Source organism: Rhodococcus sp. 05-339-2 (genome assembly GCF_002258965.1).
Lineage (GTDB): Bacteria > Actinomycetota > Actinomycetes > Mycobacteriales > Mycobacteriaceae > Rhodococcoides.
Window position 1 is genome coordinate 552,832 of record NZ_NOYW01000021.1, and the last position, 22,963, is coordinate 575,794.

The window sequence follows — 22,963 nt, forward strand, 5'->3', positions numbered from 1 at the left end:
CCGGGAACCAGCGTGTGGGTCTGTCCGACGGAACTTGTCGGTGGTCGCGTCTACGCTTGTGAAATGGCGTTTGCATCCGAACATCCCGTTGTCGCGCACTCCGAACACCGTCCGGTGGGCGCAATCGAGCGCACCGGACCGGCGTTCGAGGTCGTCAGCGAACACGTACCGGCAGGCGATCAGCCGACCGCCATCGCCGAGCTCGAACGGCGGATCAAGGCGGACGAGAAGGATGTCGTCCTGCTCGGTGCCACCGGTACCGGCAAATCGGCCACCACCGCCTGGCTCATCGAGAAGCTGCAGCGCCCGACCCTGGTGATGGCACCGAACAAGACGCTGGCGGCGCAGTTGGCGAACGAGCTGCGAGACATGTTGCCCAACAACGCAGTCGAGTACTTCGTCTCGTACTACGACTACTACCAGCCCGAGGCGTACATCGCGCAGACCGACACCTACATCGAGAAGGACTCGTCCATCAACGACGATGTCGAACGTCTGCGGCACTCGGCGACGGCGTCGCTGCTCTCGCGCAGAGACGTGGTCGTGGTGGCGTCGGTGTCGTGCATCTACGGTCTCGGCACCCCTCAGTCGTACGTCGATCGGTCGATCGAGCTGGAGGTCAACGTCGAAGTGCAGCGTGACGCGCTGCTCCGGCTGCTGGTGGACGTGCAGTACACCCGCAACGACATGGCCTTCACCCGCGGATCGTTCCGGGTCCGCGGCGATACCGTCGAGATCATTCCGTCCTACGAGGAACTCGCGATTCGCATCGAGTTCTTCGGCGACGAGATCGAAGCGCTGTACTACCTGCATCCGCTCACCGGCGACATCGTTCGGCAAGTGGATTCGGTGCGCATCTTCCCGGCCACGCACTACGTTGCCGGTCCGGAGCGAATGGAGCGAGCCGTCAAGGACATCGAAGCCGAACTCGAAGATCGGCTCGCCGAGCTGGAGAGCAAAGGAAAACTGCTCGAGGCTCAGCGGTTGCGGATGCGGACGCAATACGACCTGGAGATGATCAAGCAGGTCGGGTTCTGCTCTGGTATCGAGAACTACTCGCGGCACATCGACGGCCGTGGTGCAGGCACCGCGCCCGCGACACTGATCGACTACTTTCCCGAGGACTTCCTACTGGTCATCGACGAGTCCCACGTGACGGTGCCGCAGATCGGAGCCATGTACGAGGGCGATATGTCGCGCAAGCGCAATCTCGTCGACTTCGGGTTCCGCTTGCCGTCCGCGACCGACAACCGACCGTTGACGTGGGAGGAGTTCACCCAGCGCATCGGTCAGACGGTCTATCTCTCGGCAACTCCGGGAAAGTACGAGCTGGGCCAGACCGGGGGAGAGTTCGTCGAGCAGGTGATTCGTCCTACCGGACTCGTCGACCCCAAGGTCGTCATCAAACCGACCAAGGGGCAGATCGACGACCTGGTCCATCAGATCCGGGAACGCGCGGAGAAGGACGAGCGTGTGCTGGTGACCACGCTGACCAAGAAGATGTCAGAGGATCTGACCGACTACCTGCTCGAACTCGGCATTCGTGTCCGCTACCTGCACTCCGACATCGACACGCTGCGCCGCGTCGAACTGCTCCGGCAACTCAGGTTGGGCGAGTACGACGTACTGGTGGGCATCAACCTGCTCCGTGAGGGTCTCGACCTACCCGAAGTCTCGTTGGTGGCGATTCTCGACGCCGACAAGGAAGGCTTCCTTCGCAGCGGCACCAGTCTCATTCAGACCATCGGCCGTGCCGCGCGAAACGTCTCCGGTGAAGTCCATATGTACGCCGACAAGATGACCGATTCGATGACCTACGCCATCGAGGAAACCGAGCGTCGACGCGAGAAGCAGATCGCGTACAACAAGGAGCGAGGCGTCGATCCGCAGCCGCTGCGCAAGAAGATCGCCGACATTCTCGACCAGGTGTACCAGGAGGCCGAGGACACCGAGTCCGTCGTCGAGGTCGGTGGATCCGGTCGCAACGCCAGCCGCGGACGGCGAGCACAGGGCGAGGCGGGCAGGTCGGTCAGCACCGGTGTGTACGAGGGTCAGGACGTGTCGTCGATGCCCCGCGCCGAGCTGGCCGATCTGATCAAGAACATGACCGATCAGATGATGAACGCGGCACGTGAGCTCAAGTTCGAGCTCGCCGGCCGGCTGCGCGACGAGATCCAGGATCTGAAGAAGGAGCTCCGAGGCATGGACGCGGCCGGCCTCAAGTAGGTCGGGCGGGTGGCGCGTGTGGAGGCAGCGGAATGAGCCAGTGACGCGAGTGGAGCCTGCGGAGTGGTTCGAGATGGTTCGGTTACGGTTCAGTGATGGACGCAACCACCGCCGGCCGCACCTCTCGCGCGCTCGAATTGATCCACTCGATGACCTATTTCCTTCCGGAGACGCAGGATGCTCTGGTCGCAACCGGGTTGGCGCCGCGGGCCTGCTATTTCGCGGGTCGAGCAGCACCACTGGGGCGCGTCGGCGCGGGCGTCGTGACCGCCACGTTCTACAACTTCAATCGGGAGCTGGTGGCACCGCTCATCCCGGCGGCCTGGGACGTCACGTCACCCGACGAGATCATGGCCATCCGTTACGCCACTCTCGATGCCGCCTTCGGCCGACTGCTGGGCCCCGAGGTTCTCGAATCCGCGGACATGGCCGAGGCCGCGGACCTGGCATCGATCGCGGCCCGGGGGATTCCCGGTGACGACGGTCGACCCCTGTACGCGGCGTATGCAGAGCTCGACTGGCCGACAGCTCCGCATCTCGTGCTGTGGCACGCCCTCACTCTGATCCGTGAATACCGCGGTGACGGTCACATCGCGGCGTTGCAGACGGCGGGTCTGAGCGGTCTCGAAGCGCTGATCACCCATACCGCCACCGGATACGGGTTCGAGAAGGAGTTCGCCCGCAAGCGTCGAGGGTGGTCGACCGAGCAGTGGGACGCGGCGGTCGCGTCTCTGGCCGATCGAGAGCTGCTCTCGTCCGACGGTGCACTGACCCAGGACGGCAAGGATCTCCGAACTTTGGTCGAGGACATCACCAACGACCTCGCTGTTGCGCCCTGGGCCGCCCTCGGCGAGGACGGTGCTGCTCGGCTGGTCTCGATCGCGACGCCGTGGCGCGAGTCGATCGTCGGCCAGGGCGTCATTCCCGCCGGCGTCTTCGGGCCCGCGCTCACGAAGAAGTGATCCGCCTCAGCTGGTGATGTCCTTGGTGCCGAAACGTCGCCACGCGATCAACCCGAACACTGCCGCGTACGTGATGGCGGAGAACGATCCGACCACCATGTCGTTCCAGTCGATGCTCGTTCCGAATGCGTCGATCCACGAGTTCGCGTAGTGCCCGGGAAGGTAGTTGCGGAGCGATCCCAGCGCCGTGATCTGATCGAGGATCTGCATCAGAATCGACGTCATCACGGCACCACCGACGGCCCCGAGCGGGGCGTCGGTGAGTACCGACAGCAGCATCGCCAGGCCGGCCACCCACAGCAGGTTGATGCCGATGTACGCGACTGCGATCAGCAGCCGCACCAGCGAGGTGCCGTAGGGCAGTCCCTCACCCAGCGGGGTGATGAGTGATTCGGCTCCGTAGAGCACGGTTCCGATCAACAGCGACACCCCGACGAGCACGGCGATCGCCACGCCGGACAGCGTCGCCGACACCAGAGCCTTCTGCGTCAGCAGTCGACTCCTGGGCACGGGAATGGCCAGCAGGTACCGCAGACTCGACCACGACGCTTCGCTTGCCACCGAGTCGCCGAAGAACAGGGCCACCACCACGATCAGCAGAAATCCGACCGACATGAACAAAGCGAAGACCGTGAAGTTCATACCGCCGCGAGTGCCGAGCTCGATGAGCCCGTCGGCATCGGAATCCGCATTCGAGCTGCCGACGGTGAAGGCGATGGCCAGGATCACCGGAAGCAGGGCCAGAAAGCCGATGGCCAGCTGAGTGCGGCGACGTCCCAGTTGCCTGCGCAACTCGGTACGGAACGGCAAGGTGCTGCCGCCGGTGTACCCGGCAGCGCGCCCGTCGGCGTGTGTGGTGCTCATGCGCGATCCTTGCTGGTGTCGGACCCTGGGTTGTCTCGGTGGACGAGGTCGAGGAAGACGTCTTCGAGGCGCGTCGACTGCGAGAATCCGCGCACCGAGACCCCCGAGGTGACGAGTTCTCTGATGACGACTGCGGCATCCGCATCGGTCAGGTCGACGGTCACAGTGCCGTCGTCGACGATCACCGCGCCGTCGTGACCGGAGGCGTCGAGCACCGACTGCGCGCGGGTGGCGTCGTCGACCCTGATCTCCGTCTGTCCGCCGGCCGCGGTCAGTTCGCGGACGGTACCGGAACTGATCACCGATCCGCGATTCATGACGACCACGTGGGTGCAGGTCTGCTCCACCTCGGCGAGCAGATGGCTCGACACCAACACGGTTCTACCGGTTTTCGCGTAGTTGATCAGCACATCGCGCATCGTCCTGATCTGTGGTGGGTCGAGTCCGTTGGTCGGTTCGTCGAGGACCATCAGATCCGGCAGCCCCAACATGGCCTGGGCGATCGCGAGCCGCTGCCGCATACCTTGGCTGTAGGACTTGACCTTGCGTTCGATCGCGGTGCCGAGGTCGGCGATCTCGAGAGCTTCCTCGAGGTGAGCGTCCTCGATCGGGCGACCGGTCGCTTCCCAGTACAGCCGCAGATTCTGTGTTCCGGTCAGGTGCGGCAGGAAGCCGGATCCCTCGACGAAGGAGCCCAACCGGGACAGCACCGGGGCTCCGGGGGTCACCTTGTGGCCGAAGACTCGAATGTCGCCGCCGGTGGGCGTGATCAGGCCCATCAGCATGCGCAGGGTGGTGGTCTTTCCTGCGCCGTTCGGCCCGAGGAGACCCAGAACCTGGCCCTGCTTCACCTTGAAGCTGACGCCGTCGACGGCGCGGAAGCCGTTGGAATACGTTTTGGCCAGATCGGTGATCACCAGGGGAGTGTCGATGAGATCCTCGTCCACTTCGGCGACTGCGCGACGTCTGGTCCGCACGATTCCGGCGACTATCGCACCGGCGACCGCCAGCAGGACGATTCCGATGCCGATGAGCGGTGCCACCGGAACGGTGCTGTCGGCGCTCGCCTCGGCGGGGACGGTGGGCAACGCGATGGTGTCGTCGGTCATGGCCACACTGAACTGCGCCGGCTCGAGCGGAACGGCGTACGCCTGATCGGTGGTGGAGATGCTCAGTTCGAGGCGATGACCCTGCTGCACGGTGTAGCTGATGCCAGGAAGCGCAACCGTGACGTCGACGGGATCGATGCCCTCGGTAACGGGCAGTCGGATCGCCGAGACCGCCCCGCCCGGAAGCGTTCTCGTGCCGTTCGGCGCAACGTCGTAGAGCTTCGCGAACAGAACGGCTTGATCGGGTGACGCCAGCGACGCCACACGCAGGTTCACCCGCGGGGCACCGGTGATCGTCACGGACGACTCGACGGGATCGCTGGTGAACGTTGCCGACTGGCCCGGCAGGTCCGCGGTCAGGGCTGCTCCGGCCCCGGTCGATCCGAGAGTCGAGAGCACCGAGCCCAAACCGGGTACCGACGAGATCGCCGACGGCGATGCTCCGGGTGGACGAATGATCGACTGGTTCTCGGCGGTGGGAGTGAACGTCACCGATCGGGTCTGCGTGGGATCGGACGCGGGGGTCAGTCCCGGGTAAGCAGGAGCCGTCATTCGGCGGTCACGATCGCCGCCGCGCTCGTCGGCTGCTCGCTGAGTGGAGTAGACGAACGGCTCGGCGTCGGTGCCGGTGGGGGCCTCGGTGCCCCGCAATGTCGTGTCGAAGAAGTCGGCGATGGCTCGATCGCTCGTGCCGTCGGTTCCGCCTGCATCGTGGCCACCGTCGAACCATCGCACGGTGACGTTCCCACCGGCTGCGGCGATCTGACGTGCCGTTGCGTCGGCCTGGTCGAGACCGAACAGTGTGTCCTGGGTGCCCTGAACCAGCAGCGTCGGTGCCGTGATGTTCGACGCCACCGCGACCGGCGAGTGAGCCGTCAGCAGATCGAGCAACTGCTGGCTGGGGATTCCGGTCACGGCGGATTCGGTGTAGGCGTCGCAGAATTCGGGTGCAAATCGTCCGCAGGCCGAGGTGCCCTCGGAGGTGCCGGAATCGGTGCTGTCGTCGCCGTTTCCGCCGGGTGGTGCACTCGCTGCGCCCACTCCGAAGAACACTCCGGCCCAGCCGCGCTTGAGGACGCCGGGTCCCCCGTACTCGGCAGCTGCGGGAGTGGCGATGTCGCCGAGGGCTTCTCGGCCTTCGACCGAGGTGACGCCGTAGTTGGGAAACAGGGCCTGGCCCAGGTCGTTCCAGGTGATCGCTGCGGCTATCGAATCGATCCGGGGGTCGGTGCCGCCTGCGCTCAGTGCCAGTGCGCCGCCGTAGGATCCGCCGGCAACTCCGACGTGCGGGTCGCCGGGAGCGTCGAGTTCCACCTCCGGTTGTTCGGCGAGCCAGTCGATGAGTCCGCGTGCGTCGGCGACCTCGCGATCGGGGTCGTTGAGCGAGATCGAACCCGTGCTGTCGCCGAACCCGCGTGCACTGTAGGCGAGCACCGTGTACCCGCGAGCAGCGAGATCACGTGCCTCCCCGTCGACCGAGTCCTTGCTGCCGCCGAAGCCGTGGGCGAGCAGCACCGTCGGCGCGGGAGTGACGGAGGGTACGTAGAGACGAGCGTCGATGTCGACGGTGCCCGTCGACCCGGGGTCGTCCGGTAGCGTGATGCGCGCTTCACGCGTGGATGTGTCGGCGCTCGAATCCTGGGGGAGGAAGACGAATGCGAGGGCGACCAGCGCCAGAACCGCAATCACGGGGGCACCGACAGTCATGGCCCGTCTCGACAGTGGCGGGCGGGGAATCGGCATGGAAACCAATGTATGTGAGTGGCGCGGATCGTGTTGTTCCCCAAGTTCACGTGCCGATCGGCCGGTTCCGGCTAATGTCAGCGAATCAGTCCCCGGACCACGTCTTTCGGTCCTGTGACTTGCACCAATCGAGTTCGACCAGAAGTGTCACATCTGTGTGTGACCGACAAATGGAGGAATGAATGAGCGCCTACCGCACCGTCGTCGTCGGGACCGATGGCTCCGAATCGTCACTGCGGGCAGTGGAGAAGGCCGCGGCTCTCGCGGGAGACGCCGATGCCACCCTGGTGATCGCTTGCGCGTACTACCCTGCCGATCCGAAGGACACGTCCGCTGCCGCCGACGCATTGCGCGAGGACGCCTATCAGATCACCGGATCGGCACCGACGCGTGAGATTCTGCGCACGGCGCGCGAGCACGCCACCAAGGCCGGTGCGAAGAACATCGAGGAGAAGGCGATCGTCGGTGCTCCCGTCGAGTCGCTGCTGGCACTCGTGGACGAGGTGAAGGGCGACCTGCTCGTCGTCGGCAACCGCGGCCTGAACTCGTTGACCGGCCGCCTGCTGGGCTCGGTTCCGTCGGACGCCGCGCGCAAGTCCACCTGCGATGTTCTGATCGTGCACACCGTCCGCTGATCTCACCCCGCACACACCAACGGCCCGCCCGTCGAATCGACGGAGCGGGCCGTTGGTGTGTGCGGTTCTCTACGCTTCCGGCTCGAACGGCTGCAGCGCCGAGAGTTCACCCGGCAGTGCGTTCACGTGCACCACGCCGAGTCGCTGCGTGGCCCGGGTGAGGGCAACGTACAGATCGTTCATGCCTTTGACCGAATCGTTCACTATGGCACCGGGTTCGACGATCAGCACCGAGTCGAACTCGAGTCCCTTGGCATCCTTGACAGTCGACACGGTGACCAGTTCCGAGGCCAGATGGCGGAATCGGTCGACGTGGTCTGCGGGAACCAGCACCGCGCTCAGGCCAGGGCGCGGGTGATCGGCCACTCGCTTCTCCACCGCGGTGACCAGATCTGCCGCTGCCACCCGTTGAGCCCACGGCCGGGTTCCGGTGCTGCGGATGGACCGCGGCTCGGACTGCTCGGGATCGATGGCAGCCAACACATCGTGTGCCACGGCCATGATCTCGGACGGTGTTCGGTAGTTCACCGTCAGTTCGGTCAGCTTCCAGCGCTTGGCGACATACGGTTCGAGAACCGAACCCCACGACGAGGTTCCGGCGGGATCACCGGTCTGCGCCGTATCGCCCACCAGTGTCATCCACCGATTCGGTATGCGCCGCATCACCATTCGCCACGCCATCGCAGAGAGTTCCTGCGCCTCGTCGACGATCACGTGCCCGTAGGTCCACGTTCGGTCACCGGCGGCCCGTTCGGCCGTCGTGAGTCGCTGACCCGAATTCTGCCGTCGTGCAAGCTGATCGGCATCGATGAGGTCGTAAGCCATCAGGATCTCCGGATCGAGTTCGTCCTCTAGGTCCTGAGGTGCCGAACCGGTCAGGATGTCCAGGGCACCCTGGGCGTCGGCGATCTGGCCGCGCCATTGTCGTTGCGCCTGTTCACGTTCGGCTGCGTCGTCGACGCCGAGCAGTTCGGCGAGCTCGTCGAGCAGGGGAGCGTCGGCCGACGAGAAGCCGTTGCCCCGACGGACGAGTGCCTCACGCTCCGCCTCATCGAGCGCAGGCGCGGCCGACGCGATCTTCTCGGGAGATGCGTAGAGGTCGCGGAGAACCTGCTGGGGAGACAGATCCGGCCACAGTTCGTCCACGGCGGCCATGACGTCCTGATCCTCGCGCATCTCGTCGCGCATGTCCGCGATGTCGTCGGCGCTGAGCAGGCTGGACCCGTCGACGAGATTCTGCCCGAGTTTCGCTGCCAGCTGGTTGGCCAACTGGTCGATGACCGAGGACACGAACAGCGGCCGAGCCAGGTTGTGCGGTCGCCGGGACGAGCGAGCGCGACCACGAGCCCTGGTGACGATCTTGCGATCGAGCGTGATGTCGTAGGTGTCGAACTTCAGTCGACGGGGCTGCGCGGGGACTTCCTGACGGTCTCGTACCGCCTGGGTCAGCACCTCGACCATCGACAGTCTGCCCTTGACCTCGGTGGCCAGGGCCGAATCTTCCCGTTGCGCACGAACTCCCGGGTAGAGGTCACCGATCGTGGACAGCAGGACGCCCGTCTCGCCGAGCGACGGCAGCACCTGCCCGATGTAATCGAGGAACGTGGCGTTGGGTCCGATGATCAGCACACCGCTCTTACCGAGCTGCTGGCGGTAGGTGTAGAGCAGGTAAGCGGCGCGATGCAGCGCGACGGCTGTCTTACCGGTGCCCGGTCCGCCCTGAACCACCAACACGCTGCGATGCTGCGAACGGATGATCGCGTCCTGCTCGCTCTGGATCGTCTCGACGATGTCGTTCATCTGACCAGTACGTGCGGCATCGAGAGCGGAGAGCAGCGCACCTTCGCTCGCGACACCGCCTGCCACGGCGGCATCGCTCGACGATCGGGCAGAGTTCAGGTCGAGAAATTCGTCGGCGATCGACGTCACTCGACGACCACGGGTGCGAATGTGTCTGCGCCGCAACACGTTTTCGGGTGCGGCGGGTGTGGCCAGGTAGAACGGCCGGGCCATCGGTGCTCGCCAGTCCAACAGTAGAGTCTCGTAGTCGTTCTTGTCGTCGAGAATTCCGACGCGGCCGATGTAGCGCTCGGGCCGATCGTCGACCTTGGGGTCGAGGGACTCGGGATCGAGGTCGATGCGCCCGAAGCACAGTCCGTTCTCGGCCGCGTCGTACTTGGCGATGTCCTCGGTGTACATCTGGTTGAACGATTCGCGTTCGCTCCGGGCCTGCGGGGTGCCGCCGGTCTCGAGCAGCACTGCGCGCAATCGGTTCGCGGCGTATTCGCGTAACGCGTCGAGCTGCGTGTAGAGCCGCGTCAGATGCGCTTGCTCGAAGTCTTCTTCGATCGGCACATCGGGGTTCGTCGATGTGTGGCCGTCGTCCGGCAAAGGGTCTCCTCGGGAGTTCGGCCGAGGCGAAGATATCGCCTCGAAATCAGCCAGAGCAGTCTACGTCGCACAACGGCCCTGCCGCAGAACCGCTGGTTCCGGGGCAGGGCCGCATCTGTCGTTCGTGCTGTCGCGGGGAACTACTTCGCGTACTGCTGCAGCTTCTTGTCCAAGTTCTTCTGAGCCTTGGCGACTCGCTTCTCGAGCTTGGCGCGAGCCTGCTCGGTCACCTTCTCGAGTTCCTTGCTCTGCTTCTCGGCGCGCTTGCGGGCGCGCTTGCTCAGCGTCTCGACGCGATCGGACGCCAGATCGGCCCACGTGACTCCGCGCTTCTGTGCTTCGTCGGCGAGGACAGACCCCTTCTCGGCGGCCAGATCGGCGAGCTTGGACGCGCGCTTCTGCGCGACATCGGCCAATTCACTGCGACGATCGGCGGCGACGTCGACGAGCTTGGAGCCGCGCTTCTGCGCGAGCTCCGCCAGGTCGGTTCCGCGATGCGCTGCCTTGTCGGCGAGCTTGGAGCCGCGCTTCTGCGCCTCGTCGGCCAAGTCGCTGCCGCGGTCGGCGGCTAGCTCGGCCAGCTTGGATCCACGCTTCTGTGCTTCCTCGGCGAGCACGGATCCCTTGTCGGCGGCCAGGTGAGCCCAGCGGTTCAGTGCCGGCTGAGCGACGTCGGCCAGCTCCGAGCCCTTGTCGGTGGCGATGTCGGCGAGCTTGGCCAACTTGGGCTGGGCGGCGTCGGCGAACTTGGCCAGCTTCGGCTGTGCGGCCTCGGCGAGATCGGCACTGCGACTTGCGGCGATCGACGCGATTTCCTTGACACGCTCACCGGTCTCGTGGGTGGAGTGCCCGGGCAGTGCCGAGACGACGCTCTCCTGCGCACGACGTGCTGCTCGCTTGCTCCGCCATGCCACGGACGGCTTACCCTCGGTGTCGACGGCTGCGATGAGCAGTCCGCCGAGCAGGCTCAGGTTCTTGAAGAAATGGATACGCTGCGCAGCCTTCGCCTCCGGGTCGGTCTCGTTCCAGAAGGCGTGTCCGGCGAGCGTCGTCGGTACGAGACTTCCGGCGAGGGCGAGAGAGGCGATCCGCGGTGCCTTGCCGGTGGCCAGCAGAATGCCGCCGGCAACCTGGATACCGCCGTTGATGCGGACCAGCGTCTCCGGGTCGTTCGGCACGTTCGCAGTGACGTCGTTGGGAAGGGCGTCCTTGCTCTGCTCGATCAGCGGAGTGGCGACCTGCGCCTTGCCGGTGGGATTACGGAGTGCGTCGACGCCCCCTGCGATGAAGATCGTAGACATCAGCGGACGGGCGATACGGCGGACCAGCATTGACAGCCTCCTGCGTAGTTTCTCGTGTCATCGGCGGTGGAACGTTGGACGGCACGGCGATCCGAAAACCTACCGCTGTGCGTCCTTTTGTCACACTATTCATACCCCGTGGTTCGCGGTCTCAAGCACGCCGATCGTCACCAACCGCGGGCGCGCCATTCGTCCAGGTGAGGGCGCTCGGCCCCGAGCGTCGTGTCCTTTCCGTGGCCCGGGTAGACGACGGTCTCGTCGTCGTAGCGGTCGAACAATTTCGCCGTCACGTCGTCGAGCAAGCGCGTGAAATCCTCGGGGCTGCCGGTCTTGCCCACGCCACCGGGAAAGAGTGAATCTCCGGTGAAGAGGTGGGTTCGAGCGCCGTCGGCATCGGTCAGTGCGAGGGCGATCGAGCCGGGGGTGTGTCCGGTCAGGTGCACAACATCGAACGTGAGCTCGCCCACCGACACGGTGTCTCGATCGGCCAGCAGTCGGTCCGGCGTGACGGGCAGCGGCTCGGCATCGAGTTCGTGGGCTGCCGTCGGCGAGTCGGTACCGCCGGCGATGTCCGCCAGCGCCTGCCAGTGGTCGGCGTGCTGGTGAGTCGTCACGATGAGTGAGAGCGTCGGCGCGTTCTCGTCGATGAGCGACGAGATGCGGTCGGCCTCGTTGGCGGCGTCGATCAGAACCGACTGACCTGTCGCGGAACAGACGACGAGGTAAGTGTTGTTGTCCATGGGGCCGACCGACATCTTGGTGATCGTCGCTCCGGGAATCGTTCGCCGCTGCGGCTGCGAACCCTGCGAGACGACGCCGGTGTAGTTGTCATCGATGACCATGAGGTGCTCGTCCATTTCGAGGACGCTACCGTCGTCGACGGCACGATGGGCGGCGGGGTCGCGGACGTGGAAAAGTCTGTCGGTGCCTGGATCTACCATTGCAACCGGGTGAGGTTCGTCCCTCACCGCAACAGGTTTTCGACGTGGGGTCCACGGTTACACGACGTGTGACGATGCGTCGGCATCACACGTCATCACGCGACTCGAAGGTCATGCAGTGCTGCGACGCAGCAACTCGGCTGGACGTGCTCGTTCGGAAAGAAGGGAACACAGTGGCGGATCGCCTGATAGTGCGAGGTGCGCGGGAGCACAATCTGCGAGGAGTCGACATAGACCTGCCTCGGGATGCGCTGATCGTGTTCACGGGTCTGTCCGGATCGGGCAAATCCTCTCTCGCCTTCGACACGATCTTCGCCGAAGGGCAGCGTCGCTACGTGGAGTCGCTGTCCGCATACGCGCGGCAGTTCCTCGGACAGATGGACAAGCCGGACGTCGACTTCATCGAGGGCCTGTCGCCTGCGGTCTCCATCGATCAGAAGTCGACCAACCGCAACCCGCGTTCGACGGTGGGCACCATCACCGAGGTCTACGACTACCTCCGTCTGTTGTACGCGCGTGCGGGAACGGCTCACTGCCCCGTGTGTGGCGAACAGATCGCGAAGCAGACTCCCCAGCAGATCGTCGATCAGGTGCTGGACATGGAGGAGGGCCTGAAGTTCCAGGTGCTCGCCCCGGTGGTGCGCACCCGCAAGGGCGAGTTCGTCGACCTGTTCGATTCGCTGAACACTCAGGGCTACTCACGTGTTCGCGTCGACGGCGTCGTGCATCAGCTCACGAGCCCGCCGGTGCTCAAGAAGCAGGAAAAGCACGACATCGAAGTCGTCGTCGACCGCCTTACCGTCAAGTCGAGCTCGAAGCAGCGTCTGACCGACTCGGTGGAAACCGCCCTGCGATTGGCCGACGGCATCGTGGTCCTCGATTTCGTCGACCGTGACGAGAACGCATCGGACCGTGAGCGCCGGTTCTCCGAGAAGCTCGCGTGCCCCAACGGTCACCCGTTGTCCATCGACGATCTCGAACCGCGGTCGTTCTCCTTCAACTCGCCGTACGGTGCGTGCCCGGATTGCGTCGGCCTCGGCGTGCGCAAGGAGGTCGACCCGGAACTGGTCGTTCCCGACGGCGATCTCAGCCTCGCGGACGGTGCCATCGCACCGTGGTCGATGGGCCAGACGTCGGAGTACTTCGGCCGCCTGCTGTCCGGGCTCGCCGACGCCATGGGGTTCGATCTGAACGCGCCGTGGAACAAGTTGCCCGCCAAGGTCAAGCGCGCGGTCCTCGAGGGCAGCGACCACCAGGTGCACGTGAAGTACAAGAACCGCTACGGCCGCACGCGGTCGTACTACGCCGAGTTCGAGGGTGTGATGCCGTTCCTGCACCGTCGGTTGGAGCAGACCGAGTCCGAGCAGATGAAGGAACGCTACGACGGCTACATGCGCGACGTGCCGTGTCCCACCTGCAACGGCGCCAGGCTGCGGCCCGAAATCCTGTCGGTGACGATCTCCGCGGGCGACTTCGGGCCGAAGTCGATCGCCGAGGTGTGCGAGTTGTCGATCGCCGACACCGCAGATTTCCTGAACAGCCTCACCCTGGGTCGCCGCGAGGAGGCAATCGCAGGTCAGGTTCTCAAGGAGGTGCAAGCTCGTCTCGGTTTCCTGCTGGACGTCGGTCTGGAGTATCTGTCACTGGCCAGGACCGCCGGCTCGCTGTCCGGTGGCGAGGCCCAGCGCATTCGACTCGCGACCCAGATCGGATCGGGACTCGTCGGCGTTCTCTACGTCCTCGACGAGCCGTCGATCGGACTGCATCAGCGTGACAACCGCCGGCTCATCGACACGCTGACCCGGCTGCGTGACCTCGGGAACACGTTGATCGTCGTCGAGCACGACGAGGACACCATCCGCACCTCGGATTGGATAGTCGACATCGGTCCGTTGGCGGGTGAGCACGGCGGACGCGTCGTGCACAGCGGTTCGTACGAGGACCTGCTGACCAACGACGAATCGCTGACCGGTGCGTACCTGTCCGGGCGGATGGAGATTCCGCTGCCCGACATGCGCCGGGTCGTGGACAAGAAGCGTCAGGTCACCGTGGTCGGAGCCCGCGAACACAACCTCCGCGGCATAGACGTCAGCTTTCCGCTCGGCGTACTGACCTCGGTCACAGGGGTGTCGGGTTCGGGCAAGTCCACCCTCGTCAACGACATCCTCGCGACGGTGATGGCGAACAAGCTCAACGGTGCCCGTCAGGTTCCAGGGAGGCACACGCGCATCAACGGCCTCGATCAGCTCGACAAGCTCGTGCGGGTGGATCAGTCGCCGATCGGACGCACGCCCCGCTCGAACGCCGCAACGTACACCGGGGTGTTCGACAAGATCCGCACGCTGTTCGCGGCGACCACCGAGGCCAAGGTGCGCGGCTACCAGCCCGGCCGATTCTCGTTCAACGTCAAGGGCGGCCGGTGCGAGGCGTGCTCGGGAGACGGCACACTCAAGATCGAGATGAACTTCCTGCCGGACGTCTACGTTCCGTGCGAGGTCTGTGAGGGTGCGCGGTACAACCGCGAGACACTCGAGGTGCATTACAAGGGCAAGACCATCGCCGAGGTCCTGGACATGCCGATCGAGGAGGCTGCCGACTTCTTCGAGGCGATCACCTCGATTCACCGCTACCTGAAGACGCTCGTCGAGGTCGGTCTCGGGTACGTCCGCCTCGGCCAACCGGCAACGACGCTGTCCGGCGGCGAAGCTCAACGCGTCAAACTGGCCGCGGAACTGCAGAAGCGCTCGACCGGCCGCACGGTCTACATTCTCGACGAACCGACCACCGGCCTGCACTTCGAGGACATCCGCAAGCTGCTCGGCGTCGTGAACGGCCTGGTGGACAAGGGCAACACGGTGATCGTGATCGAGCACAATCTGGACGTCATCAAGGTCTCGGACTGGGTCATCGACATGGGCCCCGAAGGTGGTTCCGGAGGCGGAATGGTTGTGGCGCAAGGTGATCCGGAGGCCGTGGCGGCCGTTTCCGAGAGCTACACGGGCAAATTCCTACAGGAGGCGCTCACCCGCGAGTCGGTGGTCGCTCCTCCGGTGAAGACGGCTCCGAAGAAGCGCAGGCCTCGCAAGGTCGCCGCCGTCCGATGAGCGGCGAAGCCCGATAGAGGCAGCCGCCGGATTCACACCCCGGCAACGACGAAGCCGCATCCGGTGCTCACCGGATGCGGCTTCGTGCTTCTGCCGACTTCGCCGGCGTTCTGCTCAGTGCACCGGGCCGGTGTACTTCTCGCCCGGGCCCTTTCCCGGCTCGTCCGGGTGGGCCGATGCTTCCCGGAATGCGCGCTGCAGTGCCTGCAATCCGTCGCGAATGGGCCCGGCATGGGGGCCGAGGTATTCCACCGATGCGGTGACCAGGCCGGCCAGTGCGGTGATGACGCGTCGTGCCTCGTCGAGGTCCAGGTAGGGGCTCTCCGCAGGATCCGGCTCGGAGAGTCCCAGCTTCTCGGCCGCAGAACTCATCAGCATCACCGCAGCGCGGCTGATCACCTCCACAGCGGGGACCTCGGCGAGTTCACGGACTTCGGGCTCGGCACCCAGGGGATCGGCACCTGCGGAATCGTCGGGATTGGGGGAGCTGGTCATGCCTACGAGAATCCCACGCCTCCCGCTGGGGAGAGCATCGGGTATCCGCAGAGAAGGGGCCGACACCGCTCGATTGTTCGATTCGGGAATCTGCTGGTAGTGTGACTCGACGACCGTCTTCGGCGTGCGCTCCTCGATGGAGTTCACCGCACGGAGGCAGCAAGTGGAGCCCGACTCCCACCGGCACGTAGCCTTCAACAAGTTACTTCCGGTCCGGTCGCACGACGGAGATCCTCACAGATTTCCTGCGTGCTTCCTCCCAGTGAGGAGACTGTACGACGACAGTTGTCGTGCTGGTCGACCGGTCGACATCGGGCCCTGCTATCGGATCACACCGAGAGCAGGGTTTTTTCGTTGCAGTGGTACGCATCGCTGCAGGGAATGTCGAGGATCGACGGCGACGGGCTGTGCCAGTGGCAGGCGGTCGGGTTACACACCACACCGCACTACCTAGGAGGCCCCATCAGCACTGAGACCCGCATCAACGATCGCATCCGAGTTCCCGAGGTCCGGCTTGTCGGACCGGGCGGTGAACAGGTGGGGATCGTGCGTGTTGAAGATGCACTCCGCTTGGCTCTCGAAGCCGACCTCGATCTTGTAGAAGTAGCTCCCGACGCACGTCCGCCGGTCTGCAAGATCATGGACTACGGGAAGTTCAAGTACGAGGCTGCGCAGAAGGCGCGCGAATCGCGCAAGAACCAGACGCTCACCGTCATCAAGGAGCAGAAGCTCCGTCCCAAGATCGACGCGCACGACTACGAGACGAAGAAGCGCAACGTCGTTCGCTTCCTCGAAGCCGGCTCGAAGGTCAAGGTCACCATCATGTTCCGTGGCCGCGAGCAGTCGCGTCCCGAACTCGGCTTCCGGCTGCTGCAGCGCCTGGGCGCGGACGTCGCGGAGCTCGGCTTCGTGGAGACCTCGGCCAAGCAGGACGGCCGCAACATGACGATGGTGCTGGCACCGCACAAGGGTGCCAAGACTCGCGTCAAGGCACAGGAGAGCGCAGCGGCTCCGCCCGCCCAGCGCGCACCGGCCCCCGCGCCGGAACAGCCCGCCGACGCAGCCCCGGCTGCCGAGGCACCGGCCGCAGCAGCTCCGGCTACTCCGGCGCAGACCAACTGAGCCTCGCGCTCTACCAGTAAGACAGCCCTACACCTGCTGCGGTGCACAGCTTTTCCGTGGCGATGTACGGCTGTGCCATGCAACACCGAAGAGCTATCAGAAGAAGAAGAGGATTTCATGCCCAAGCAGAAGACCCACAGTGGTGCCAAGAAGCGATTCAAGGTGTCCGGCAGCGGCAAGATCCTGCGCCAGAAGGCCGGCCGTCGCCACCTGCTCGAGCACAAGCCCACCAAGGTGACTCGTCGCCTCGATGGTGTTGCCGTCGTCAAGAAGCCCGACGTACCGCGGATCAAGCGCCTGCTCGGCATCTGATCTGGACCGGCCGCCGACCGATAGCGGTCGGCTTCATCCCATTACCATTCGGGGTTTCACAAGCCCCCAGATCGACAGGATTTACCAGTGGCACGCGTAAAAAGGGCCGTCAACGCCCAGAAGAAGCGCCGTTCGATTCTCGAAGCGTCCAAGGGCTACCGCGGACAGCGCTCACGTCTGTACACCAAGGCCAAGGAGCAGCAGCTCCACTCGCTGACCTACGCCTACCGGGACCGCCGCGCGCGCAAGGGTGACTTCCGCAAGCTGTGGATCACGCGTATCAACGCTGCAGCTCGGGCCAACGACATCACGTACAACCGCTTCGTCCAGGGCCTCAAGGCCGCGGGCGTCGAGGTCGATCGCAAGATCCTCGCCGAGCTCGCCGTGTCGGATGCTGCGGCGTTCGCAAGCCTGGTCGCCATCGCAAAGGCTGCACTGCCTGCCGATGTCAACGCTCCGGCCGGAGAAGCAGCCTGAGCGAGTCGACGTACGACGACTCAACACCGAAACGGCCCGTGGATTCGCTGACCGAGCGAACTCCGCGGGTCGTTTCGGCCGTCAAGCTCGCTCGAGCCGCGGAACGCAAGAAGACCGGGCTGTTTCTCGCCGAAGGCTTCAATGCGGTGTCCGAGGCGGCGCAGTCCCGGTTGATTCGTGAGCTCTTCTACACCGCCGATGCCCGCGAGCGCCACCACGACCTCATCGCGTCCGTCGAGGCCGGTGGCGCACGAGTTCATCCGATCACCGACCGTGCTGCGAAGGCGCTGTCCGACACCGTCACCCCGCAGGGCCTGATCGCGGTCACCGAGTTGGTCGACGTCCCGATCGACCGCGCGTTGGCCGGAACACCGCGGCTGGTGGCCGTACCGGTGGAGATGGCCGAGCCGGGCAATGCCGGGACGGTCATTCGCGTCGCCGACGCAGCCGGAGCGGATTCGGTCGTTCTGTTGGGCGACTCGGTTGATCCCCACAACGGCAAATGCGTCCGCGCATCGGCCGGCAGCGTGTTCCATCTCCCCATCGCTCGGGAGCGGTCGATCGAGTCCGGAATCGATGCGTTGCGCGGAGCGGGTCTGACCATCGTCGCCACGGCCGCCGACGGCGAAGTGGACTTGGACGACGCCGATGAGCTCCTTGCGCAACCGACCGCGTGGTTGTTCGGCAACGAGGCGCACGGGCTGCCCGAGTTCGTGACGCGCAATGCCGATCACCGCATTCGAATCCCGATCCACGGCCGTGCCGAGAGCCTCAACCTGGCCACCGCCGCGGCGATCTGCCTGTACGCGAGTGCCCGAGTGCAGCGACGCTCCGAAACTTCGTGAGCGCGTCTCGCCTAGGATCGATACCTGTCTGCTCCGCGCAGGAGTGAAGCCTGCGCAACGACCCTTCGTGGCAGACACCGACTATTACTCGAGGAGTGCAGCTGTCGTGGCGAAGAAAGTTGTCGGAACCGAGCCGGTGGATCCGAGCGTTCTCGAGGAGTCCGCGCTCGGAACCGCAGTGGACTCGGCCGAGCAGGCGTTCGCCGACGCGTCGGACCTCGATGCTCTGACCAAGGTCAAGATCGATCATGTGGGCGGCAAGGCTCCGTTGGCGCTGGCACAGCGCGCCCTCGGTGCGATTCCGGGGGACCAGAAGGCGGACGCGGGCAAACGCGTCAAGGCAGCACGTGACCGAGTGCAGAAGGCCTTCGACGAGCGACGCGCCGTGCTGTCGGCCGAGCGTGATGCCGCCATCCTGGTCGCGGAAACCATCGACGTCACACTGCCGACCGACCGAGCTCCCGTCGGTGCCAGGCACCCCATCACGATCATTTCCGAACAGGTAGCCGATGTCTTCGTCGCAATGGGCTGGGAAGTCGAAGAAGGCCCCGAGGTCGAGACCGAGCACTTCAATTTCGATGCGCTCAACTTCCTGCCCGACCACCCGGCACGCACGATGCAGGACACGTTTCACATCGCACCGGAAGGTTCGCGGCAGGTACTGCGCACCCACACCTCACCGGTGCAGGTCCGGTCGATGCTCTCGCGCGAGGTTCCGATCTACGTCGTGTGCCCGGGACGGACGTTTCGCACGGATGAACTCGATACGACGCACACTCCGGTCTTCCACCAGGTCGAGGGTCTTGCCATCGACAAGGGCCTGACCATGGCGCACCTACGCGGCACACTCGATGCGTTCGCCAAGGCGTTGTTCGGCAACGACACCCGTACTCGCATGCGACCCAACTACTTCCCGTTCACCGAGCCGTCGGCCGAGGTCGACGTGTGGTTCCCGAAGAAGAAGGGCGGGGCCGGTTGGGTCGAGTGGGGTGGCTGCGGAATGGTCAACCCGAAGGTGTTGCAGGCCAGCGGCATCGACCCAGAGATCTACACCGGATTCGCGTTCGGAATGGGTCTCGAGCGGACGCTGCAGTTCCGCAACGACATCCCGGACATGCGTGACATCGTCGAGGGCGACATCAGGTTCACGTTGCCCTTCGGTGTTCAGGCCTGACGGAAGTTTCCCACCCGCCCCACTTCTTCACGGATACAAGAAAGAGCTGAGCACACGTGCGAGTCCCACAATCCTGGCTGACCGAGGTCCTGCACGCGGGGACTCCCGACTGGGCCGTCTCGCCCGAGGAGCTCGATGCCGGTTTCGTGCGGGTCGGGTTCGAGGTCGAGGAACTGGACTCGCTGGACAACGTGACCGGCCCACTGGTGGTGGGTCGGGTGAGTTCGATCGAGGAGCTGACCGAGTTCAAGAAGCCGATTCGCTTCTGCCTGGTGGACGTCGGAGCCGCCGAGCCGCAGGAAATCGTCTGCGGTGCCAGGAACTTCGCCGAGGGTGACCTGATCGTGGCCGCTCTGCCGGGCAGCGTCCTGCCCGGGGGATTCGCCATCGCGTCGCGCAAGACGTACGGCCGCAACTCCAACGGCATGATCTGCTCGACGCTCGAACTGGGGTTGGGTAAGGATCACTCCGGAATCCTGGTGCTGCCCGAGGGCACGGCCGCTCCGGGGGACGACGCCAAAGCTGTTCTCGGTCTGCAGGACTCGGTCATCGAGCTCAACGTGACCCCCGATCGCGGGTACGCCTTCTCGGTCCGTGGCCTCGCCCGTGAGCTGGCCTGCAGTTTCGATCTCCCGTTCGTGGATCCGGCGCGCACGGTCCCCACCGAGGTCACCGGTGCCGCGTGGCCGGTCACCGTCGAACCGAACTCCGGCGCATCGCGATTCGCGCTGCGCAAGATCGTAGGCATCGATCCGACGGCGACCACGCCCTGGTGGATGCAGCGTCGACTGCTGCTGGCCGGCGTGCGCCCGATCTCGGCTGCCGTCGACGTCACCAACTACGTGCTGCACGAGCTCGGGCAGCCGCTGCACGCGTTCGATGCGGCCAAGCTCGACGGCGATCTGGTCGTCCGTCGTGCGAATGCGGGGGAGAAGCTGACCACCCTGGACGGAGTCGAGCGTTCCCTCGATCCCGAGGACGTCGTCATCGCCGACGGATCGGGAGCGATCTCGTTGGCGGGCGTCATGGGCGGCGCGTCCACCGAAGTCGACGATTCGACCACCGAGGTCGTGCTCGAAGCGGCGTCGTTCGATCCGCTCGCGGTGTTCCGCACCGGTCGTCGTCACAAACTCTCCAGCGAGGCCAGCAAGCGTTTCGAGCGGACCGTGGATTCGGCACTGCCGGTGGCGGCGCTCGATCGGGCCGCGCAGTTGCTGGTCGAGATCGCCGGTGGCCGGATCGAGCCCGTGTTGACCGATATCGGCGAGGCCGCCCAGTACCCCACGATCACGATGGACTTCGACCTCCCTGATCGAATCGCCGGAGTGCAGTACCCGAACGGCACCGCTGCCCGTCGGTTGACGCAGATCGGCTGCGGGGTCGAGGTGTCGGTCGACGACGGCGGACACGGCCAGCTCATCGTCACCCCGCCGTCCTGGCGACCGGATCTGGTGCAGCGCGCCGATCTGGTGGAAGAGGTGTTGCGCCTCGAAGGGCTCGAACAGATCCCGTCGGTACTGCCGTCGGCCCCGGGCGGTCGTGGCCTCACCGCCGAGCAGAAGCGCAGGCGCGCCGTCGGCAAGGCACTCGCGTTCTCCGGGTACGTCGAGGTGCTGCCTCCGGTGTTCTTGCCCAAGGGTGTGTTCGACACGTGGGGACTCGACGCGGACGATCCGCGGCGCGCGACCACCTCGGTGCTCAATCCGCTCGAGGCCGATCGTCCCGAGCTCGCGACCACAGTGCTTCCGGGTTTGCTCGAGATGCTGAGCAGGAACATCGCCCGCGGTCAGCGAGACGTCTCGCTGTTCGGCATTGCTCAGGTGGTGCTTCGACACGACGCCACCGCTGCGGTGGACGCGTTGCCGGTCGATCGTCGTCCGACCGACGACCAGATCGCCATGCTTCGCGGTTCGTTGCCGGCGCAGCCGGTGCATGTGGGCATGGTGCTCACCGGGCAGCGTGAATTGTCGGGTCCCTGGGGTCCCGGTCGCGCGGCCGAGGCCGCCGATGCCTTCGCAGCGGTGCGTACCGTTGCCGAGGCGTCCGGGGTGCACGTCGATCTTCGCGCAGCACAGCATCTTCCGTGGCATCCGGGTCGGTGCGCGGAGGTCTTGCTCGACGGCGAGGTCGTCGGGTACGCGGGCGAGTTGCATCCGGCGGTGCTGGAGAGGGCGGGCTTGCCGCCGCGCACGTGTGCCGCCGAGTTGAGTCTGAGCGCTCTTCCCGTCGTCGAATCGCTCCCTGCCCCCGAGGTGTCGCCGTATCCGGCGGTGTTGCAGGACGTGGCCGTGGTGGTCGACGCGTCCGTACCTGCGGCGTCGGTGCAAGCTGCACTCACGATCGGCGGTGGCGACCTGCTCGAGTCGATTCGTTTGTTCGACGTCTACGAGGGCGAACAGGTCGGTGAGGGTCGTAAGTCCCTGGCGTTCGCGTTGCGATTCCGCGGAGCCGACGGCACCTTGACCGAGGATCAGGCGACGGCTGCCCGCGATGCGGCGGTCGAAGCGGCATCGAACGCCGTCGGAGCGCAGTTGCGCAGTTGACTCAGCGCAGTTGCGCAGTTGACCTAGCGCAGTTGCGCAGTCGACTCGGCGCCGCTGCGCAGTTGGATCCGTGCACGCCCGGGCTCGGGTGTCCGTAGCGTGGAGTCACGAGTGGCCACAGGTGACGGGAGCAGCGCATGAGTGAATTCGGGACAGACGGTACGGCGACGGATGTGCAGGTGATCGAGCAGATCCTCGCTGCAGTGTCGGGTCGTCCGCGGTTGGCCCCGGTGGCGGCTGCCGCGGCGGCTCTGGCGGCCGAGCTGGGTACTGCAGATCCGGAGCCGGTCACCCCCGATCGTGGAGCCCCACCCGGAACGGTTCCCGACGTCGACGTCCCGCAGGTGACCAAGCCGCGGATCGACCAGCCGCTCGGTGATCCACCGCCGGGGGCTCCGCTCGGTGGCACGGTACCGGGAATCATCGACGCGGAATTGGTCGAGGACCTGCCCGGCGGTACCGGATACGGTTCCGGTGCGGTGAGCGCACCGATCGGTGACTTCACCGATTCGGGGGTGCCGACGTGGGACGGTGTGCGAGACAGGGTCGAACAGCGCGCGGGCACAGCCGTCGGCGCAGAGGAGTTGGACCGTGAGTCGAGGGCGGGCCGTGACCTCGACGAGCAGTGGAACGAACGGCAGGAAGCGGGCCGCAGGAAGCTCGACGAGATCCGCAAGTCCATGGGTGGACGCTGACACACCGGACCCGTTCATGAATGA

At 65.4% G+C, this 22,963-nt stretch carries 17 protein-coding genes; 11 read left to right on the forward strand and 6 right to left on the reverse strand.

The annotated features are described in order from the left end of the window. Window positions 1–63 precede the first annotated feature (63 nt). Both uvrB and CH273_RS27115 read left to right on the forward strand, forming a co-directional pair. Entirely contained in the window at window positions 64–2,226 is a 2,163-nt protein-coding gene (gene uvrB / locus CH273_RS27110; protein ID WP_032394304.1) for an excinuclease ABC subunit UvrB, read from the forward strand. 95 nt (window positions 2,227–2,321) lie between these two features. Continuing rightward, on the forward strand, window positions 2,322–3,188 hold the full coding sequence (locus CH273_RS27115) for an SCO6745 family protein (protein ID WP_032394303.1): 867 nt from the start codon (window positions 2,322–2,324) through the stop codon (window positions 3,186–3,188). 6 nt (window positions 3,189–3,194) lie between these two features. Here CH273_RS27115 and CH273_RS27120 read toward each other — a convergent pair whose 3' ends face one another. Then, entirely contained in the window at window positions 3,195–4,052 is an 858-nt protein-coding gene (locus CH273_RS27120) for an ABC transporter permease (protein WP_032394302.1), read from the reverse strand. Continuing rightward, entirely contained in the window at window positions 4,049–6,904 is a 2,856-nt protein-coding gene (locus tag CH273_RS27125; RefSeq protein ID WP_032394301.1) for an alpha/beta fold hydrolase, read from the reverse strand. Before CH273_RS27125 ends, CH273_RS27120 begins: the two co-directional genes overlap by 4 nt. Window positions 6,905–7,086: 182 nt before the next feature. Here CH273_RS27125 and CH273_RS27130 point away from each other — a divergent pair, with 182 nt between their 5' ends. Then, the gene (locus CH273_RS27130) at window positions 7,087–7,539 is read left to right on the forward strand and encodes a universal stress protein (RefSeq protein ID WP_032378962.1); all 453 of its coding nucleotides are present in this window, start codon (window positions 7,087–7,089) and stop codon (window positions 7,537–7,539) included. 69 nt (window positions 7,540–7,608) lie between these two features. Here the strand turns inward: CH273_RS27130 and CH273_RS27135 are convergent, their stop codons facing one another. The 3 genes from CH273_RS27135 to CH273_RS27145 all read right to left on the reverse strand — a co-directional run bounded on the left by CH273_RS27135 (window position 7,609) and on the right by CH273_RS27145 (window position 12,088). Then, entirely contained in the window at window positions 7,609–9,930 is a 2,322-nt protein-coding gene (locus CH273_RS27135) for a HelD family protein (RefSeq protein WP_032394300.1), read from the reverse strand. 140 nt (window positions 9,931–10,070) lie between these two features. Continuing rightward, window positions 10,071–11,261 carry a DoxX family protein gene (locus CH273_RS27140; protein WP_032394299.1) on the reverse strand — a complete coding sequence of 397 codons (1,191 nt, stop codon included), beginning with the start codon at window positions 11,259–11,261 and terminating at the stop codon, window positions 10,071–10,073. A gap of 137 nt (window positions 11,262–11,398) precedes the next feature. Beyond that, window positions 11,399–12,088 (reverse strand): MBL fold metallo-hydrolase, encoded by a 690-nt coding sequence (locus tag CH273_RS27145; protein WP_032394298.1) that lies wholly within the window; start codon window positions 12,086–12,088, stop codon window positions 11,399–11,401. A gap of 257 nt (window positions 12,089–12,345) precedes the next feature. Here CH273_RS27145 and uvrA point away from each other — a divergent pair, with 257 nt between their 5' ends. Further along, entirely contained in the window at window positions 12,346–15,276 is a 2,931-nt protein-coding gene (gene uvrA, locus CH273_RS27150; RefSeq protein WP_032394675.1) for an excinuclease ABC subunit UvrA, read from the forward strand. A gap of 114 nt (window positions 15,277–15,390) precedes the next feature. Here the strand turns inward: uvrA and CH273_RS27155 are convergent, their stop codons facing one another. Beyond that, complete coding sequence (locus CH273_RS27155; protein ID WP_052049360.1) at window positions 15,391–15,771, reverse strand: DUF1844 domain-containing protein; 381 nt, start codon at window positions 15,769–15,771, stop codon at window positions 15,391–15,393. Between the two features lie 381 nt (window positions 15,772–16,152). On the opposite strand from CH273_RS27155, the gene infC reads away from it, so the two are divergent. The 7 genes from infC to CH273_RS27190 all read left to right on the forward strand — a co-directional run bounded on the left by infC (window position 16,153) and on the right by CH273_RS27190 (window position 22,939). After that, entirely contained in the window at window positions 16,153–16,893 is a 741-nt protein-coding gene (infC, locus tag CH273_RS27160) for a translation initiation factor IF-3 (protein ID WP_045199680.1), read from the forward strand. Window positions 16,894–17,010: 117 nt separating this feature from the next. Next, window positions 17,011–17,205, forward strand: a complete 195-nt coding sequence (gene rpmI, locus CH273_RS27165) for a 50S ribosomal protein L35 (RefSeq protein ID WP_032394297.1) — start codon at window positions 17,011–17,013, stop codon at window positions 17,203–17,205. 87 nt (window positions 17,206–17,292) lie between these two features. Next, a complete protein-coding gene (gene rplT, locus CH273_RS27170) occupies window positions 17,293–17,682 on the forward strand; it encodes a 50S ribosomal protein L20 (RefSeq protein ID WP_032378959.1) in 390 nt (129 codons plus the stop codon). A gap of 38 nt (window positions 17,683–17,720) precedes the next feature. Beyond that, window positions 17,721–18,527 (forward strand): TrmH family RNA methyltransferase, encoded by an 807-nt coding sequence (locus tag CH273_RS27175; protein WP_032394296.1) that lies wholly within the window; start codon window positions 17,721–17,723, stop codon window positions 18,525–18,527. Window positions 18,528–18,633: 106 nt separating this feature from the next. After that, window positions 18,634–19,701 (forward strand): phenylalanine--tRNA ligase subunit alpha, encoded by a 1,068-nt coding sequence (gene pheS / locus CH273_RS27180; RefSeq protein WP_032394673.1) that lies wholly within the window; start codon window positions 18,634–18,636, stop codon window positions 19,699–19,701. A 56-nt stretch (window positions 19,702–19,757) separates the two neighbouring features. Further along, a complete protein-coding gene (gene pheT, locus CH273_RS27185; RefSeq protein ID WP_032394295.1) occupies window positions 19,758–22,244 on the forward strand; it encodes a phenylalanine--tRNA ligase subunit beta in 2,487 nt (828 codons plus the stop codon). A 137-nt stretch (window positions 22,245–22,381) separates the two neighbouring features. Next, window positions 22,382–22,939, forward strand: coding sequence for a hypothetical protein (locus tag CH273_RS27190; protein ID WP_032394294.1), 558 nt, complete (start codon window positions 22,382–22,384; stop codon window positions 22,937–22,939). Window positions 22,940–22,963 lie beyond the last annotated feature (24 nt).

What these genes read in the sequence shown, in the direction of transcription:
- CH273_RS27115 (WP_032394303.1), top strand. Translation starts at nt 2,322, where the DNA reads ATGGACGCAACCACCGCCGGCCGCACCTCTCGCGCGCTCGAATTGATC.
- CH273_RS27125 (WP_032394301.1), bottom strand. Translation starts at nt 6,904, where the DNA reads ATGCCGATTCCCCGCCCGCCACTGTCGAGACGGGCCATGACTGTCGGT.
- infC (WP_045199680.1), top strand. Translation starts at nt 16,153, where the DNA reads ATGTCGAGGATCGACGGCGACGGGCTGTGCCAGTGGCAGGCGGTCGGG.
- CH273_RS27190 (WP_032394294.1), top strand. Translation starts at nt 22,382, where the DNA reads ATGAGTGAATTCGGGACAGACGGTACGGCGACGGATGTGCAGGTGATC.
- CH273_RS27145 (WP_032394298.1), bottom strand. Translation starts at nt 12,088, where the DNA reads ATGGACGAGCACCTCATGGTCATCGATGACAACTACACCGGCGTCGTC.
- CH273_RS27140 (WP_032394299.1), bottom strand. Translation starts at nt 11,261, where the DNA reads ATGCTGGTCCGCCGTATCGCCCGTCCGCTGATGTCTACGATCTTCATC.
- CH273_RS27130 (WP_032378962.1), top strand. Translation starts at nt 7,087, where the DNA reads ATGAGCGCCTACCGCACCGTCGTCGTCGGGACCGATGGCTCCGAATCG.
- CH273_RS27120 (WP_032394302.1), bottom strand. Translation starts at nt 4,052, where the DNA reads ATGAGCACCACACACGCCGACGGGCGCGCTGCCGGGTACACCGGCGGC.
- rpmI (WP_032394297.1), top strand. Translation starts at nt 17,011, where the DNA reads ATGCCCAAGCAGAAGACCCACAGTGGTGCCAAGAAGCGATTCAAGGTG.
- CH273_RS27155 (WP_052049360.1), bottom strand. Translation starts at nt 15,771, where the DNA reads ATGACCAGCTCCCCCAATCCCGACGATTCCGCAGGTGCCGATCCCCTG.
- uvrB (WP_032394304.1), top strand. Translation starts at nt 64, where the DNA reads ATGGCGTTTGCATCCGAACATCCCGTTGTCGCGCACTCCGAACACCGT.